Raw genomic sequence first — 14,447 nt, forward strand, 5'->3', positions numbered from 1 at the left:
GCTCACCCCTTTTGTTTCGGTAACATCGTTGCTAGCTGTTTGACCAGCGCGGTGGCCACTTGTTGCTTGGACATCTCTGGTAATGTCACTGGCGGCTGGTTTGGCCGCAATAAAGTCACCGCATCCGTATCGGCATTGAACCCATGCGTTGCATCAACCGCATTGGCAACGATCATATCTGCTTTTTTCTTCGTTAGTTTGACTTGGGCATTCGCCAACAAGTCATTGGTTTCAGCGGCAAACCCAATCACCAACTGATGGGTTTTCTTTTGGCCTAACGTCGCCAGAATATCCGGATTCTGAACTAAGGTCAACGTTAAGCCGCTATTGGCGTCAACTTTTTTGAGTTTATGGTCACTAATGGTCGGTGCGCGGTAATCCGCCACTCCTGCCGCCATGACAACAGCATCGGCCTCTGCAAACTCATTCATAATGGCATCTGCCATCGACTGAGCGCTTGTCACCGGTTTAACCGTCACGCCAGGAACAACTGGCAATTGCTTCGTTGTGACCAGCGTGACAGTAGCCCCGGCACCAGCCGCTGCATTGGCAATAGCGGTCCCCATTTTGCCAGATGAATCATTGGTTAAAAATCGCACCGGATCCAATCGCTCCTTGGTGCCCCCGGCTGACACGATAATATGCCGGCCTTTTAGCAGCGGTTCATCAAGGCTTTCGATGTAAAGAGCAATCTGATCTGGTTCTGGCATTCGCCCAACGCCGACATAGCCTTCTGCTAACTGGCCGGTTGCCGGTGGCAGTAAAAGATACCCCTGCTGCTCGGTTAGCTTGGTTATATTGTGTTGTGTTTGAGGATTTTGCCACATTTGATCGTTCATAGCCGGCACCATGAGCTTGGGAGCGGCCATTGCTAACAAGGTTGTCGTCACAACGTTATCGGCCATGCCTGCCGCCAGTTTTGCCAGGGTATTCGCCGTGGCTGGCACAATAACGCCTAAGTCGGCCCAACGAGCCAAAGCCACGTGAGCGACATGTTCGGGATGGTCAAATTCATGTCCATCGGTTAAAACGGCGTGCTTGCTGACAATTGCAAGTGTTTCCGGCGTGACAAACTTTTCAGCACTTGTTGTCATCGCAACGCGCACATCATGGCCCGCTTTTACTAACGCCCGGACCAGCAACGGCGTTTTGTAAGCAGCAATGCCGCCAGTGACAAACAGGGCTATCTGTTGCTTCTTCATGAGGCACCCCTTTTACTTCTGTATTCTTAGGTTCATTATAGCAAACAGTGAACGGCATGCTTGCATGGTTGCGAGAACCGAGCGGCAGAGTCTGGATTACCGATTTCCAAACGCTCCTGCTCGCGCTCAATAAAAAGAGGCAGTGGACTTTTTTGCAGTCCCTGCCTCCTTTTCCTATTAGCGCAAACCCAAATGGATGAACATCATGGGTGCTTATGCTTGTTCCTTGTGATCCAGCTTTTCAGCATCGCGTTCGAGTAACTTGGACTTTGGATCGATGACCACGTCACCCGCGGCAATTTCTTCAAGTGCTTTGCCGACACTCTTGTCAGATTTATAATCAGACAACATTTTCAGATCCCCGGATTCGAGTTCATGAGCGCGTTTTGCAGCCAATACCGCTAGCGAATAGCGGGAAGGTACTTTTTCCAGTAACTTGTCAATAGAAGGATAAATAATCATAATGAAGCTCCTTTTTGTCATAATAGCTGCTCTGCCGCGGCGAGCAGTCAGCCTGTCATTATCTGGCTAAGTCGGCGCTTGCCAACATGCCTTTATAACGATCAATCACGCGTGGCACCCGTAAATGTTCGCTTTCAATGATGCGTTCAATCCGTTTTACAGCCAAATCAACCTTGTCATTGACCACTGCATAATCGTAGTTTTCCATCATCGTGATTTCCGAAGCCGCCTTGCGAATGCGTTTATCAATCGTTTCATCGTCATCGGTACCACGGCCTTTTAGCCGATGACGCAACTCACCTAAGTCTGGTGGCGTCAGGAAAATAAAAACGCCATTGGGACATTTCTTGCGCACTTGCATCGCACCATTGACTTCGATTTCAAGTAACACATCACGCCCGGAATCAAGCGTCTCATTCACATATTTCAGCGGCGTACCATAGTAGTTATCCACGTACTTCGCATATTCCAGCATACCACCTGTCGCAATTTCGTGCTCAAACTGCGCCTTGGTTCTGAAATAATAATCAACACCGTCAACCTCACCGGGCCGCATTTGGCGTGTGGTCATTGAAATTGAATATTGAAAATCCCGATAGTTGCCATTCAACATGGCCTGCCGAACTGTTCCTTTGCCGACACCACTAGGGCCAGACAAAACAATCAGCATCCCCCGTTCGTGCATGTGTGAACCTCTTTCGTTAAGTATTACCAAACATTTTGCACTTTTTCGACGCTGATTTCAACTGCTTCATTGATGTGGTAACAAAAACGTCATGCTGGGTAACGCTTTTTTGGCATCCTGACGACCCAATTCCAACATGGCAGCGATGGCACTTGGCCGAAAATCAAAGAGCTGCGGCAACCGGCGACTGGGTTTTAGATAGCAATCGCCGTGATCATGACCGATGCGGCCAATGCCTTCACCACTAATCGCCACGACAAAATCAGCACCGATATCTCTGGCAAGATCAACCGGTAAATCATTGACCACGCCACCATCCACAAAATTAACGTCTTGTCGTTTGATCGGCGTGAACACACCCGGCATGGCACTTGATGCTAATAACCATTCTCTGGCATCCACGGCATCAAGCACGTCTAACCTAGTGACATGAGCTTTAAAATCCGGCAGCGAGGTTGTCACAACCAGCACCGCTCGATCATCGCGTTTAGGCATCTTCAGCATTTGATCAAGCAGTGGAACAAAATTCCGCCGTGCAAACACCGGTCCGGTCATTTTGCGTGCCGTAAAATATTGCCACCAGCGGGCTAATTGGAATGGCGTCATGCGGGCTGTTGCCGCCGCGTTAATGGCTCCGATTGAAGAACCGATCACAAAAGTCGGTGCCAGTTGCGGACCCAAAACAGTCCACACACCTGCCTGATATGCGCCATGCGCCGCGCCACCACCGAAAACAATTGCAAGGGTCAAACTAACGCACCTCCATTTGCACATCATCTTGTGACTGAAGTGATCGTAAGTTAAAAAAGTAGTTGCAAGTTTGAACACATGTTCGTATAATGAAGTTACAAACAAACGTTCGGAGGCTTGATCATGGAAAACAAATCATCAGCATTGCAAAGCGTCACCCAGCATCTTGTGGCTTCATATCGCGAAATATTCGATCTAACAGCGCCCACTGCCCGCATGCCAATGCATCAGGTGGATCTTTTCATTGATCAGGCCATGCAGCGTCACTATAAAGTGGCACTCTTCTTTAATCACGAATCGGCACCGTTTGTTGGTCACATTATTCGGACGCTCGGCAACAACCGCTTTCTAGTCAAAGCATACCACAGCAACGTTTTTCGCGTCATGACCAGCACAAGTGTCAACTTTATCAAGCGCTTTGATTAGCAGGCCCTTTCCAATTCCAATCATGTTGAACATTAAAGCTGTGCATTAGAAGCCATCACTACGTTTCTAAGTCGCATCATTAGGCTAACATCACATGTTTGCCGCACTGAAGCCGGTGATACATTTAAATTAAAATCGCTCGCAAAGACAAAGATTATGTCTTGCGAGCGATTTTTTGCTATTCAGTTCCGTAAATGTACATCACTTAATGGCTAAGCCTGGACGCCAAACGAGATCATGTCCGACCGTGTTTGAACTCATCGGCCATTTTCAACAACTCTTCGGCGTGTTCGACCGTTAGTTTAGTGATCTTTTCACCAGCCAGCATACGGGCAATTTCATCGACCCGTGCTTTAGCCGTTAGTTTGTTAACTTGCGTGGTGGTTCGCCCGTCATGGACGTTTTTATTGATCACATACTCGTGATCCGCCATGGCAGCGACTTGCGGTAGGTGCGTGATGCAAAGAACCTGCGAAGATTTGGCAATGAGGCTGATTTTATTGGCAATTGCCTGGGCAACTCGACCGGATACCCCGGTGTCAACTTCATCAAAGATAATGGCTGTCACACCTTCGGATCGGGCAAAAATCGTTTTCATTGCCAGCATCAAGCGCGACAGTTCGCCACCTGAGGCAATTTTAGCCAGCGGTTTTGCTTCTTCACCTGGGTTTGTCTGGATATAGAAAACCGCTTCGTCCAAACCATCTGGCCGAAAATCTTTGGCCTTCGTGAAATGAACCGAGAAGACTGTTTTATCCATGTATAGCGATGCTAGCTGTTCATGAATCGCTTTGGTCAGTTGTTTGGCCGCCGCATGCCGCCGCTTGGACAAAGCTGACCCCAGCTTTTGCAACTGCGCGCGGGATTCCTTTAAGGTACTGTCCAGATCTTCGACCGAAGTTTCGGCTTGCTCCATCTGACTTAATTCTGCGGCCGCGCGCTTACCATAGGCAATCACTTCGTCAAGCGTTTCACCATATTTACGTTTGAGCTGATTAAATAAATCTAGACGCTTTTCAACTTCATCAAGCCGACCCTCATCAAATTCCTGATCATCAAGCTCGTTAGATAAGTCATTTTGGACATCCTGCAAACTGTAATAGGCACTTTGCAGATTATCGGCGATGGCCGCAAAATCAGGATCCAAATCCGCAATGCTTTGCATACTCGACATGGCCTGGCCGATTTGGTCAAGCGCATTAACCTCTTCGTCGCTTAGCAATGCATAACTCTCCTGTAACGCTGAATTAATTTTTTGAAAATTGGCCAAGCGTTCTCGCTCGGTACTTAAATCCGTATCTTCATGCGGATGCAGATCTGCACTTTGAATTTCATTAACCTGGAATTTCAGCATATCCAGCCGTTGTGCCCATTCCTGTTCGTTTGCCTGTTTTTGCTTAACGGCCTGTAAGGTGTGTTGGTAATTGTGATAAACCTCAGCATACTGTTGCCGAATTTTCAGCAAATCATCACCGGCAAAGGCATCCAACAAACCTAAGTGCGTTTCGGAATGCATTAACTGCTGATGTTCGTTTTGACCATGAATGTCGACCAGCGTCTCGCCGATAGCTTTTAACGTGGCAGTATTCACCAAATGTCCATTGACGCGGCAAACATTACGCCCACTGCGGAATAATTCCCGCTGTAATAAGACCGTGTCTTTTTGATCCGGATCCATGACCCCGTATGCCTGCAATTTGGCTTCAGTAGCCGGATTAGCTTGTGCATCAAACAAGCCCTCCAAGCTGGCTTTGGCGGTACCGGTCCGAATGAAGTCCACTGATCCGCGCCCACCGGCTAGCAGACCGACTGCATCAATAATGATTGACTTCCCGGCACCGGTTTCTCCTGTGAGCGCCGTCATCCCCGGCTGAAAGCTCAGCGCCAGGTTGTCAATGATGGCAAAATCATGAATTGCTAACTCTTGTAACATCGCTTCACCCCACCATTGCCTCAAGTTCAGACAACACTGCTGACGCATATTGCGCCGACCGACAAATAATCAAAATCGATGCATCACCACTAATCGTTGCAAAAATCCGCTGATCATCCAACTGCTCAATTAACGTTTCAACTGCCGCCGCCGTTCCCGGTAACAACGCTAAATGGACAAAGTTATCCATGGCCTCGCCCCACTTCATCGCTGTAACAAGCGTCCGCTTCAATTTGTCAGTTGCCGGAAGCTGCTTTTCAACTGGCATACTGTAGCGATAGTGGCCTTCCCCTGCCGGCACTTTAATCAACTGCATTTCTTTGATGTCGCGTGAAATGGTTGCTTGGGTTACCGGAATGTTCAGGTCGTTCAGGCGCGCCACCAAGTCTTCTTGCCGCTCAATGGGTTCATCCCGAATTAACCGCTGAATGATTGCTTGTCGTTCACGCTTGCGCATATGCTCACCTCTATCAAAAATGGCATCCCAGTAGCTCGAATGCTTTAGCTCTAGCATAGCGCATGCATTGCAGGGTTGCCACGGTTTTGCATAAATATACATTAAGGGCGTTTTAACTCGGCATAAGCAGCCTTCAATGTTGCCTCAATATCCACAGTGGGCGCGACCTTGCCCGGCGTTTGCTCGGCATTTTGTAAATGAATTAAAAATTCAATATTGCCTTCGCCGCCTTTAATCGGGCTATAGTCTAATCCCAAAACGTTGTAACCAGTCGCACTGGCAAAATCGACAATCATTTTTAAAACATCGCGATGGACCTGGGGATCACGGACAATACCGTGCTTGCCAACATGGGCTGGACCTGCTTCAAACTGCGGCTTAATTAACGCAACCGCATGGCCATTGGGGATCAGAATTGCTTTTAGTGGCGGTAAAATCAATTTCAATGAGATAAAGCTAACATCCGTCATCGCAAATTCAACCGAGCCGTCAGTAAAATCTTCTGGTTTGCTGTAGCGAAAATTCACGCGTTCCATCACTTTGACCCGCGGATCTTCGCGTAATTTCCACGCCAACTGATTATAGCCGACATCCAAGGCATAGCTCATCTTGGCACCGTTTTGTAACGCAACGTCAGTGAAACCGCCCGTTGATGCACCGATATCCAAAACCGTTTTGCCGGTTAAATCAAGGTGAAACGATTTCAAGGCTTTTGCCAGTTTAAGTCCGCCGCGGCTGACATACGGCATTTTTTTACCTTTCACGTGCAAAATCGCATCGCCTGGGATCTTAACGCCTGGCTTATCTAAGCGTTGGTTGTTCTGATCATACACTTCACCGGCCATGACTGAACGTTTGGCCTGTTCACGCGATTCGAACAGCCCTTGCTCAACCAGCAGGACATCGACCCGTTCTTTTTTGACTTTTTCCATTATTTCAACACCGCCAAAATCGATTGTAGCGTCGCCGCATCGACGGTTAAGCTCTTTAACGCTGCATCAGCTTGCTGAATTTGAGTTACCAACGCCTGCTCGGCACCTTTTAGTCCAAGTAGCTCGGGGAAGGTGTTTTTATGTTCGGCAACGTCCTTATCCGCTGTTTTGCCTAACTCGGCAGTTGTTTTGGTGACATCGTTAATATCATCCTTGATCTGAAAACCGAGACCAAAAGCAGCCGCAAAATCTGCCAAGGCCGCCTGATCAGCTTCGGGGATCGTTACGAATACGGTGCCCATCGCCACTGCGGCTTGAATCAAGGCACCGGTTTTAGCTTGGTGCATGTGCTTCAGTGTCGCCAGATCATAGTGGACCCGCTCACCATCCATATCCAGTACCTGGCCTTCAACCATCCCAGAACTACCAGCCGCTTCAGCAAGAATCTGAATCAACGCAGCGCCTTTATCCGGATAATGTTGACTCAATAAGGCAAAGGCATCGGTTAAAAGTGCGTCACCCGCCAAGATCGCCAACGCTTCGCCAAACTGCTTGTGATTCGTCGGTTTGCCGCGGCGCAGATCATCATTATCCATCGCGGGTAAATCGTCATGAATCAGTGAATAAGTATGCACAAATTCAAGCGAGGCGGCAGCAGGCAGTGCTTCAGCAACCACACCATCATACATAGCAACCACGCTCAATAACAGTAGCGGGCGCAATCGTTTCCCACCTGCATCGACGGAGTAAGCCATCGCTGCACGCAAATGCGGGTTAGGCACCTTTGCCAATGTTTCATCTAATGTATGTTCAACGGCTGTCCGCCATTGACTTAAGATCGGATTCATTGTTGGCCTTCTTTAGGTTGAAAAGGTTGGGTAGTGCCATCGTCACTCACCATTTCTGTCACCGTCTTTTCGGCTGACTTCAATGTTTTTTCGAGTTCCTGACTCAATTTCACGCCAGCTTTAAATTGATCCAAAGCTTTTTCAAGTGGTACATCGCCTTGCTCCAGTTGATTGACAATTGCTTCAAGTTGGGCAAGTTTTTCTTCAAACGTAGGTTCAGCCATGATTCTTCTCCTTTGTTGTCACATGAGCGCCAATTTGACCATCCGCAACATGAATGTGAATGTCGGCACCGACCGCATAGTCATCTGTCTTTTTGAGCATCTGCCCGGTGTCATCCGTTACATAGGCAAATCCTCGGCCCAGTATCTTCAATGGGCTCAAATGGTCCAGTCCAAGCGCCGCATTGGCCACCGCTTGACGCTTAGCCTTTACAACACTGATGACTGCCCGATCTAGACGGTGTTGATCATCGAGCAGTCGCCGTTTGAGGTTCACGACTTTTATCAGTAATTGCCGCCCATCAAGTTGCTGCGTCGCCATGGCCAGACGATGGTCATTTTCGCGCAATTGATTGACCATGCTTTGATTAAGCCGCTGCCGCAATTGATCGACGCGTTGCACGTATTGGTCGTACAAACGATCAGGCTGGGTTAAGACGACGCTTTCTGCAGAGCGCTGTAGTCGGCTGGCAGCATTTTTGAGTCGGTTGTGCATCGCATTGACCAGACGCACACGATCTTCCGAGATGCGATTAAGTGCGTCTACCAGCGTCACCGGCGTTACGATTTCCGCAGCAGCCGTTGGCGTCGCCGCCCGCCGATCGGCAATGAAATCCGTAATGGTTGTATCGGTTTCATGTCCGACCGAACTCACAATCGGGATGGGCATGTCGACTAAAGCCCGCGCCACTTTCTCTTCGTTAAACGGCCACAGGTCTTCAATCGAACCGCCGCCGCGGCCGATAATGACGGCATCAAAGTCTGACATGGCCTTAATGCGGTTCAACTGTTTGACAATCGAATCCGCCGCCTGATCCCCTTGGACAACCGCCGGAAAAAGAGTCAGCTGTAGAATCGGATAACGGCGCACCACAGTGGTCATGATATCCTGAATCACCGCACCGCTGGGACTGGTCACAACCGCCACGCGTTTAGGAAACAACGGCAACGGACGTTTATTGCGATCAAATAACCCTTCGCTAGCCAGCTTTTTCTTTAACTGCTCAAAGGCTTGGTAGAGTGCGCCAACGCCGTCCGGTTCCAACCGTTCCACAATCAGCCGGTATTCACCACTTGGTTCATACAGACTAACGCGGCCAACTGCCAGAACCTTCATGCCTTCTTCAAGATTGAATTGCAACTTGCTAAAAGCATTGCGGAACATCAACGCACCGATCTTAGCGTGATCATCCTTGAGGGAAAAATATTGATTGCCTACCCGTTTGCGATAATTAGAAATTTCACCGGTTAAATAAACCTTGGCCAGATAAGGATCGGCATCGAATTTACGTTTTAAATATTGGGTTAGTGCGGTGACACTTAAGTACTGGTCGGTATCAACCATGCAATCGCCTCTTCGCCAGTTCAACTGTTTGGGCCATGAGTGAGGCAATTGTCATCGGACCAACGCCACCCGGTACCGGTGTTAAAGCACCGGCAACAGGCTCAACCGCATCAGCATCGACATCGCCGTGCAGTTTCCCATCAGCTCCGCGCGAAATACCGACATCAATAACCGTTGCCCCGGGTTTAACCGCATCGGCGCCAATAAAATGCGGCACGCCAATCGCAACAACCAAAATATCCGCTTCACGGGTCAACGCTTTAAGGTCACGGGTTTTACTGTGGGCAATGGTCACCGTCGCATCATGGTTCACCATCAAACCAGCGAGCGGCCGACCCACAATGTTCGAGCGGCCAACAATGACCACCCGCTTACCGGTGACATCAATCTGATAGGCATCTAACAGCGCCATAATGCCATAAGGGGTCGAAGCCACAACAGTCGGTTCATTGGTCCACAAGCGGCCCACACTCACCGGGCTAAAGCCATCCACGTCTTTATCGGGATCGATCGCATTAATCACGACCCGTTCATCCAGTTGCTTGGGCAATGGCAGCTGGACCAGAATGCCATCCACATCGGGATCTTGATTCAATTCAGCTACCTTTGCCAATAAGGTTTTCTGAGAGGTTTCTTCTGGCAACTTAAACATTAAGGGACGAACCCCGATTTCCTCCGCGCGCCGTTGTTTGTTACGCACATAAACCTGGCTGGCCGGATCCGATCCCACTAAAATGACTGCAAGTGTTGGCGTCACACCTTGTTGCGCCAAACCAGTCACTGTCTGTTGAAGTTCACTAAGAATGCGTTTTGAAACTACCTTGCCATCCAATCGCGTTGCCACAAAAACCACTCCCCATTTGATTAGCATTGTCTGATATAACAACCAATGTTCGGTTCCTCGATCGCGTCAAGTACCGGTATAAAGCAAAAACCGGCCAAAGTAATTGTCTTTGACCGGTTAACTTACGCTTTCGGCGATGCTTCAATAAAATTAGCCAAAATGCCATTGACAAACTTAGCAGATTGGTCATCGCTGTAACGTTTGGCCAAATTGATGGCTTCATTAATTGCCGCAGCTTCCGGCATCGCTTCTTCATAGCGAATTTCATACAAGCCCAAGCGCAGAATCATTAAATCCGGTTTGGGCAAACGACTCAGCGTCCACCCCTTTTTAAGCTGCGGGGTTAAGGCAGCATCCAACGCCTCCTGATGCGTCAAGACGCCTTCCACCAATTCACTTAAATAAGGCGGCACTTCAGTATCTTTAGGTAAAACTTCTGCGTATACGGCGCTTTTATCTGCTTCCGGATTCGTTGCCAACGCAAAAAGCGCTCGAAAGGCAGCTTCACGGATCGCGTGTCGTGATTCCATGTTAATCGTCATCCTTGCTGCTCGTTGTCGATGGTTCATCAGTGTCGTCATCTTTAAACAGATCATCCGGATTGACTTTTTCCGTCTTTTCAGGGATGACGCCAACGACATGCACATTCACTTCGCTTAACGTCAAATCCGTCATAAAGAGTAACTGTTCACGTAGCTGTTCTTGCATGGCCAAAGCCACTTTCGGAACGGAGACACCATAATCCAGATAAACGTAGACATCAGCCGTAATCTTATCATCGGCAACTGTCACACTAACGCCTTTACCGTGGTTGGCACGGCCAAACCAGGCGTTAATTGAAGAGCCTAATGTACCGCGCATTTGATAGACACCGTCTACCTGACTCGCAGCAATGCCCAAAATGACTTCCAAAACTTCAGGAACAATTTCAATGGTCCCTTGGGCATCCGTCCGATTTGCTAATATGATATTGGTTTCTTCAGCCATCGCGAGAACCCTCCTAAGCCTTAATTATTGGCACGTGAAATGTAAGTACCATCATCCGTGTTAATCGTCAGTACATCGTCAGTGTTGATGAAAAACGGCACTTGAACGACTAGTCCGGTTTCCATGGTGGCTGGTTTTGAACCGCCGCTGCTGGTATTACCGCGAATGCTTGGCTCGGTTTCCTTAACCGTTAAGTCAACGGTTTTCGGCAACTCAATACCCAGGGTTTCATTGCCGTGCATGATAATTTTAACATTCATGTTTTCTTTTAAATAATTCAACTGGTCGCGAATCTCATCGCCAGGAAGTGTCAGTTGATCGTAAGTATCAGTGTCCATGAAGACGTAATTATCGCCATCGGCATAAAGGTACTGCATGTTTTTACTGTCGATCTGCGCTTTTTCAACCTTTTCAGTTGATCGGAACGTTTTTTCCTGTACCGCACCCGTGCGCAGGTTCTTCAAGGTTGAACGAACAAATGCCGAACCCTTGCCTGGCTTAACGTGTTGAAACTCAACGATTCGCCACAGGTCACCGTCGACCTCAATCGTCAAACCATTCTTAAAATCATTAACAGATATCATGAACTTCCTCCATACATTCAGTTGTAAGCTAAATCTATTCTAGCAAGCGGTGAAGATGCTTGCAACAGCCATGCCACGTGGACGGCCTCACAGTACCAGTAACTCAGCTGGTGCGGGTTGACTAAGACTTTGATTACCGTCTGCTGTCACGACCAAATCGTCTTCGATTCGGACACCGCCAAGATCCGGAACATAGATGCCGGGTTCATCGGTCACGACATTGCCTTTTGCGGCTGGCACATCGAGATAAGGACCCCAGGCACCAGGGCCTTCATGAATCGACAAGCCAATGCCGTGTCCGGTACCATGGCCAAAATATTGACCATAGCCAGCGTCATTAATTGCGTTATGCGCCAAGTCATTAATCGTCCGGCCCATGACACCAGGCTTCAAAGCTTGCTGGACTTTCTGATTCGTCACATAAACAATTTGGTAAATCGTCTTAAGCTTGGCATCCGGTTCCCCGACTGCAAATGTCCGCGTCAAATCGGACATGTAGCCGTGATAGATGCATCCCCAATCGAGGGTCACAATATCCCCTTTGGCAATCTTCTTTTCCGTTGCGGAACCATGTGGCATTGCCGAACGCGTACCGGAAGCTACGATTGTTTCAAACGAGACATTGCTGGCACCAAGTTGCCGCATGAAAAAGTCCAAATCATTGGCGATATCAATTTCCCGCATGCCAGGTTTGATCGTATCAAGAACATGCTGGTAACCCTTTTCGGCAATGGCAACCGCCTTTTTGATCAAGGCCAGTTCCTCATCGTCTTTGACTTCGCGTTGGGTTTCAACAAAGTCACGGGTTGGCACCAGTGTTCCTTGTGTTAAAAGATCAAAGGCTTCATAATCGGCATAATTCAGGTGAACGGCTTCAAAACCAATGCGGGTCAACTGCAATTGGTTGGCTAAATCACCTGCCGTTTTAAACAACCCATCCTGATGCAACACCAACTTGGCATTATGTACCTCTTGCTTAAACTGCTCGGTAAACCGGGAATCCGTTATAAAATAAGCTTTCTCCGGCGTCACCAGCAAGGCGCTTTCTTCACCGGTAAAACCTGTCAAATAAGTAACGTTGGTGGCATCGGTAACAAAAAAGCCATCTAATTTCTTGTCCAGAATCCGCGCCTGTAATGCTGTCATTCGATCCATCCAAACCACTCCTTATTGACGTCATTTTAAAATTTTGAAAAAAAGACGCCCCGATTACCGGGACGTCATCAATATTTATTCAGCAGCTGCTGCCGGATAAACTGAAACCTTCTTCTTGTCACGGCCGAAGCGTTCAAACTTGACAACGCCGTCAGCAGTCGCAAACAAGGTATCGTCGCCGCCGCGGCCAACGTTTTCACCAGGATGGATCTTGGTACCGCGCTGGCGATACAAGATGTTGCCTGCCTTAACGAACTGACCATCGGCGCGCTTGCTACCTAAACGCCGGCCTGCAGAATTACGGCCGTTAGATGTTGAACCGCCACCTTTATGGTGAGAGAAGAATTGCAGATTCATCTTTAACATAACGTACACCTCCGAGAATTAATTTTGTTTTAATTGTTTTGTCGTAATCAAAATGCGATCAGGATATTGATCTTGGATGCTTTGTAATTCAAGCAATAAATTTTCCAACAAAATCTGACTAATGTGCAACTGTTCGCCAGTGATTGCCGACTTGAGCGTCATTTGCAGATGGCCGCCATGGACCTCATCCGCATCAACGTCAGGCTTAAAACCCGCCAGCGCTTCAACACCATTGACGGCGCCGATACTCACAGCCGAAACAGCAGCACAGACGATATCCTTGCCGGTTTTACCGGCATCGGCATGGCCACTCAGTTCGAAACTGACGATATCGCCATGCTCATCGCGATGAAAAATTGCCTTGATCATAAACTGACCTCTTATGCGTTAATCGCGTCGATAACGACTTTCGTGTATGGCTGACGATGGCCCTTCTTTTGATGAGAGTGCTTCTTAGGCTTGTACTTGTAAGTAACAACCTTTTTCTCGCGCCCTTGTTTTTCGACCTTGCCAGTCACGGTTGCGCCGGCTACAGTTGGCGTGCCAATCTTGGCATCACCTTCACCAGCAACCATAATCACTTCGTCAAAAGTAACTTGCTTGCCTTCTTCGGCATCAAGTTTTTCAACATAGATGGCTTCACCGACTTCAGCTTTATACTGCTTGCCGCCTGTTTTGATAATTGCGTACACTGTGTGCACCTCCTGTTTTGCCTCTCGGCTTTTCCCCTGAAGACTCGCCAAGTTAGGTGCTTACGCTTAAAACCTAACGATGTGCGGTTGCATAGGAGGGGTGCCAAATACAACGGACTAATATTACCAGACAGCACACCAAGTTGCAAGCACATCGCCGATAATAGCAGCTTTTTGTTGATCGCCGACGATAACAGCTTTTTGATTGTTCCAAACCCGCAATTGTTTTTCAACTCGGCTTGACGCCAATTAAATGGTCAGATTAAGTTGCAGACTTAAGAGCGCAGCATTCTTATTGCGGCAAGTGTTGCTGGCGATACAACCAAACGCCGATGATGACCGCGGGCATATAAAGCGCATAAATCAAGGTAAAGAACGTCAACCAGCCGCCAAACGCTGCATTAATCAGCAGTAAGGCCACATATAAAATGCCATCAACAATCCAATTAATCGGTTTTCTGAGTTGGGTGGTTACCGTTATTAGCAATGCAGCGGTAACCAGTAAAATGAAGATGTTCAGCAAAATGATGATCAGTGCCACCCCCTGGATGGAATTAT

The 14,447-nt window shown here is 48.3% G+C and carries 20 protein-coding genes and 1 other annotated feature; of the genes, 1 reads left to right on the forward strand and 19 read right to left on the reverse strand.

Going from position 1 to position 14,447, the window contains the following annotated elements; all coding sequences use genetic code 11:
* Positions 1 to 2: 2 nt before the first annotated feature.
* The 4 genes from coaBC to LBCZ_RS07740 all read right to left on the reverse strand — a co-directional run bounded on the left by coaBC (position 3) and on the right by LBCZ_RS07740 (position 3,099).
* On the reverse strand, positions 3 to 1,202 hold the full coding sequence (coaBC, locus tag LBCZ_RS07725) for a bifunctional phosphopantothenoylcysteine decarboxylase/phosphopantothenate--cysteine ligase CoaBC (protein WP_025012433.1): 1,200 nt from the start codon (positions 1,200 to 1,202) through the stop codon (positions 3 to 5).
* Between the two features lie 213 nt (positions 1,203 to 1,415).
* Entirely contained in the window at positions 1,416 to 1,664 is a 249-nt protein-coding gene (rpoZ, locus tag LBCZ_RS07730; RefSeq protein WP_010488005.1) for a DNA-directed RNA polymerase subunit omega, read from the reverse strand.
* Positions 1,665 to 1,722: 58 nt separating this feature from the next.
* Entirely contained in the window at positions 1,723 to 2,349 is a 627-nt protein-coding gene (gene gmk, locus LBCZ_RS07735; protein WP_025012432.1) for a guanylate kinase, read from the reverse strand.
* A 66-nt stretch (positions 2,350 to 2,415) separates the two neighbouring features.
* Positions 2,416 to 3,099, reverse strand: a complete 684-nt coding sequence (locus LBCZ_RS07740) for a patatin-like phospholipase family protein (RefSeq protein WP_025012431.1) — start codon at positions 3,097 to 3,099, stop codon at positions 2,416 to 2,418.
* 123 nt (positions 3,100 to 3,222) lie between these two features.
* Between LBCZ_RS07740 and LBCZ_RS07745 the strand changes: the two genes are divergently transcribed.
* Positions 3,223 to 3,525 (forward strand): hypothetical protein, encoded by a 303-nt coding sequence (locus LBCZ_RS07745; RefSeq protein WP_025012430.1) that lies wholly within the window; start codon positions 3,223 to 3,225, stop codon positions 3,523 to 3,525.
* A 235-nt stretch (positions 3,526 to 3,760) separates the two neighbouring features.
* Here the strand turns inward: LBCZ_RS07745 and recN are convergent, their stop codons facing one another.
* The 15 genes from recN to LBCZ_RS07820 form a co-directional block, all read right to left on the reverse strand.
* Complete coding sequence (gene recN, locus LBCZ_RS07750) at positions 3,761 to 5,458, reverse strand: DNA repair protein RecN (protein WP_025012429.1); 1,698 nt, start codon at positions 5,456 to 5,458, stop codon at positions 3,761 to 3,763.
* A gap of 4 nt (positions 5,459 to 5,462) precedes the next feature.
* Entirely contained in the window at positions 5,463 to 5,915 is a 453-nt protein-coding gene (locus tag LBCZ_RS07755) for an arginine repressor (protein ID WP_025012428.1), read from the reverse strand.
* A gap of 101 nt (positions 5,916 to 6,016) precedes the next feature.
* Positions 6,017 to 6,847 carry a TlyA family RNA methyltransferase gene (locus LBCZ_RS07760; protein WP_039639097.1) on the reverse strand — a complete coding sequence of 277 codons (831 nt, stop codon included), beginning with the start codon at positions 6,845 to 6,847 and terminating at the stop codon, positions 6,017 to 6,019.
* A complete protein-coding gene (locus LBCZ_RS07765; RefSeq protein WP_039639099.1) occupies positions 6,847 to 7,695 on the reverse strand; it encodes a polyprenyl synthetase family protein in 849 nt (282 codons plus the stop codon). The genes LBCZ_RS07760 and LBCZ_RS07765 overlap by 1 nt, the downstream gene beginning before the upstream one ends.
* Positions 7,692 to 7,919 (reverse strand): exodeoxyribonuclease VII small subunit, encoded by a 228-nt coding sequence (locus LBCZ_RS07770; RefSeq protein WP_010487989.1) that lies wholly within the window; start codon positions 7,917 to 7,919, stop codon positions 7,692 to 7,694. Before LBCZ_RS07770 ends, LBCZ_RS07765 begins: the two co-directional genes overlap by 4 nt.
* Positions 7,912 to 9,261, reverse strand: a complete 1,350-nt coding sequence (xseA, locus tag LBCZ_RS07775) for an exodeoxyribonuclease VII large subunit (RefSeq protein WP_025012427.1) — start codon at positions 9,259 to 9,261, stop codon at positions 7,912 to 7,914. Before xseA ends, LBCZ_RS07770 begins: the two co-directional genes overlap by 8 nt.
* Positions 9,254 to 10,105, reverse strand: a complete 852-nt coding sequence (folD, locus tag LBCZ_RS07780; RefSeq protein ID WP_025012426.1) for a bifunctional methylenetetrahydrofolate dehydrogenase/methenyltetrahydrofolate cyclohydrolase FolD — start codon at positions 10,103 to 10,105, stop codon at positions 9,254 to 9,256. The genes xseA and folD overlap by 8 nt, the downstream gene beginning before the upstream one ends.
* A gap of 122 nt (positions 10,106 to 10,227) precedes the next feature.
* Positions 10,228 to 10,635: a transcription antitermination factor NusB gene (nusB, locus tag LBCZ_RS07785; protein ID WP_025012425.1), complete on the reverse strand. Its 408-nt coding sequence runs from the start codon at positions 10,633 to 10,635 to the stop codon at positions 10,228 to 10,230.
* A 1-nt stretch (position 10,636) separates the two neighbouring features.
* Complete coding sequence (locus tag LBCZ_RS07790; protein ID WP_010487980.1) at positions 10,637 to 11,092, reverse strand: Asp23/Gls24 family envelope stress response protein; 456 nt, start codon at positions 11,090 to 11,092, stop codon at positions 10,637 to 10,639.
* 20 nt (positions 11,093 to 11,112) lie between these two features.
* Positions 11,113 to 11,676 carry an elongation factor P gene (efp, locus tag LBCZ_RS07795; RefSeq protein WP_025012424.1) on the reverse strand — a complete coding sequence of 188 codons (564 nt, stop codon included), beginning with the start codon at positions 11,674 to 11,676 and terminating at the stop codon, positions 11,113 to 11,115.
* An 87-nt stretch (positions 11,677 to 11,763) separates the two neighbouring features.
* Positions 11,764 to 12,831: a M24 family metallopeptidase gene (locus LBCZ_RS07800; protein ID WP_025012423.1), complete on the reverse strand. Its 1,068-nt coding sequence runs from the start codon at positions 12,829 to 12,831 to the stop codon at positions 11,764 to 11,766.
* Positions 12,832 to 12,906: 75 nt separating this feature from the next.
* Positions 12,907 to 13,197 carry a 50S ribosomal protein L27 gene (gene rpmA / locus LBCZ_RS07805; RefSeq protein ID WP_003564659.1) on the reverse strand — a complete coding sequence of 97 codons (291 nt, stop codon included), beginning with the start codon at positions 13,195 to 13,197 and terminating at the stop codon, positions 12,907 to 12,909.
* 18 nt (positions 13,198 to 13,215) lie between these two features.
* Entirely contained in the window at positions 13,216 to 13,566 is a 351-nt protein-coding gene (locus tag LBCZ_RS07810) for a ribosomal-processing cysteine protease Prp (RefSeq protein WP_010487974.1), read from the reverse strand.
* 11 nt (positions 13,567 to 13,577) lie between these two features.
* Positions 13,578 to 13,889 (reverse strand): 50S ribosomal protein L21, encoded by a 312-nt coding sequence (gene rplU / locus LBCZ_RS07815; protein ID WP_005684402.1) that lies wholly within the window; start codon positions 13,887 to 13,889, stop codon positions 13,578 to 13,580.
* A gap of 30 nt (positions 13,890 to 13,919) precedes the next feature.
* Positions 13,920 to 13,988: a sequence feature (ribosomal protein L21 leader region), on the reverse strand.
* Positions 13,989 to 14,181: 193 nt separating this feature from the next.
* Complete coding sequence (locus tag LBCZ_RS07820) at positions 14,182 to 14,421, reverse strand: hypothetical protein (protein WP_032958366.1); 240 nt, start codon at positions 14,419 to 14,421, stop codon at positions 14,182 to 14,184.
* Positions 14,422 to 14,447: the final 26 nt, after the last annotated feature.

The organism is Lacticaseibacillus casei DSM 20011 = JCM 1134 = ATCC 393 (genome assembly GCF_000829055.1).
GTDB classification, from domain to species: domain Bacteria; phylum Bacillota; class Bacilli; order Lactobacillales; family Lactobacillaceae; genus Lacticaseibacillus; species Lacticaseibacillus casei.

Bases quoted from the DNA above. Each gene is read 5' to 3' on its own strand.
- coaBC (WP_025012433.1), bottom strand. From the start codon at position 1,202: ATGAAGAAGCAACAGATAGCCCTGTTTGTCACTGGCGGCATTGCTGCT.
- rpoZ (WP_010488005.1), bottom strand. From the start codon at position 1,664: ATGATTATTTATCCTTCTATTGACAAGTTACTGGAAAAAGTACCTTCC.
- gmk (WP_025012432.1), bottom strand. From the start codon at position 2,349: ATGCACGAACGGGGGATGCTGATTGTTTTGTCTGGCCCTAGTGGTGTC.
- LBCZ_RS07745 (WP_025012430.1), top strand. From the start codon at position 3,223: ATGGAAAACAAATCATCAGCATTGCAAAGCGTCACCCAGCATCTTGTG.
- recN (WP_025012429.1), bottom strand. From the start codon at position 5,458: ATGTTACAAGAGTTAGCAATTCATGATTTTGCCATCATTGACAACCTG.
- LBCZ_RS07755 (WP_025012428.1), bottom strand. From the start codon at position 5,915: ATGCGCAAGCGTGAACGACAAGCAATCATTCAGCGGTTAATTCGGGAT.
- LBCZ_RS07760 (WP_039639097.1), bottom strand. From the start codon at position 6,847: ATGGAAAAAGTCAAAAAAGAACGGGTCGATGTCCTGCTGGTTGAGCAA.
- LBCZ_RS07765 (WP_039639099.1), bottom strand. From the start codon at position 7,695: ATGAATCCGATCTTAAGTCAATGGCGGACAGCCGTTGAACATACATTA.
- LBCZ_RS07770 (WP_010487989.1), bottom strand. From the start codon at position 7,919: ATGGCTGAACCTACGTTTGAAGAAAAACTTGCCCAACTTGAAGCAATT.
- xseA (WP_025012427.1), bottom strand. From the start codon at position 9,261: ATGGTTGATACCGACCAGTACTTAAGTGTCACCGCACTAACCCAATAT.
- nusB (WP_025012425.1), bottom strand. From the start codon at position 10,635: ATGGAATCACGACACGCGATCCGTGAAGCTGCCTTTCGAGCGCTTTTT.
- LBCZ_RS07790 (WP_010487980.1), bottom strand. From the start codon at position 11,092: ATGGCTGAAGAAACCAATATCATATTAGCAAATCGGACGGATGCCCAA.
- efp (WP_025012424.1), bottom strand. From the start codon at position 11,676: ATGATATCTGTTAATGATTTTAAGAATGGTTTGACGATTGAGGTCGAC.
- LBCZ_RS07800 (WP_025012423.1), bottom strand. From the start codon at position 12,831: ATGGATCGAATGACAGCATTACAGGCGCGGATTCTGGACAAGAAATTA.
- rpmA (WP_003564659.1), bottom strand. From the start codon at position 13,197: ATGTTAAAGATGAATCTGCAATTCTTCTCTCACCATAAAGGTGGCGGT.
- LBCZ_RS07810 (WP_010487974.1), bottom strand. From the start codon at position 13,566: ATGATCAAGGCAATTTTTCATCGCGATGAGCATGGCGATATCGTCAGT.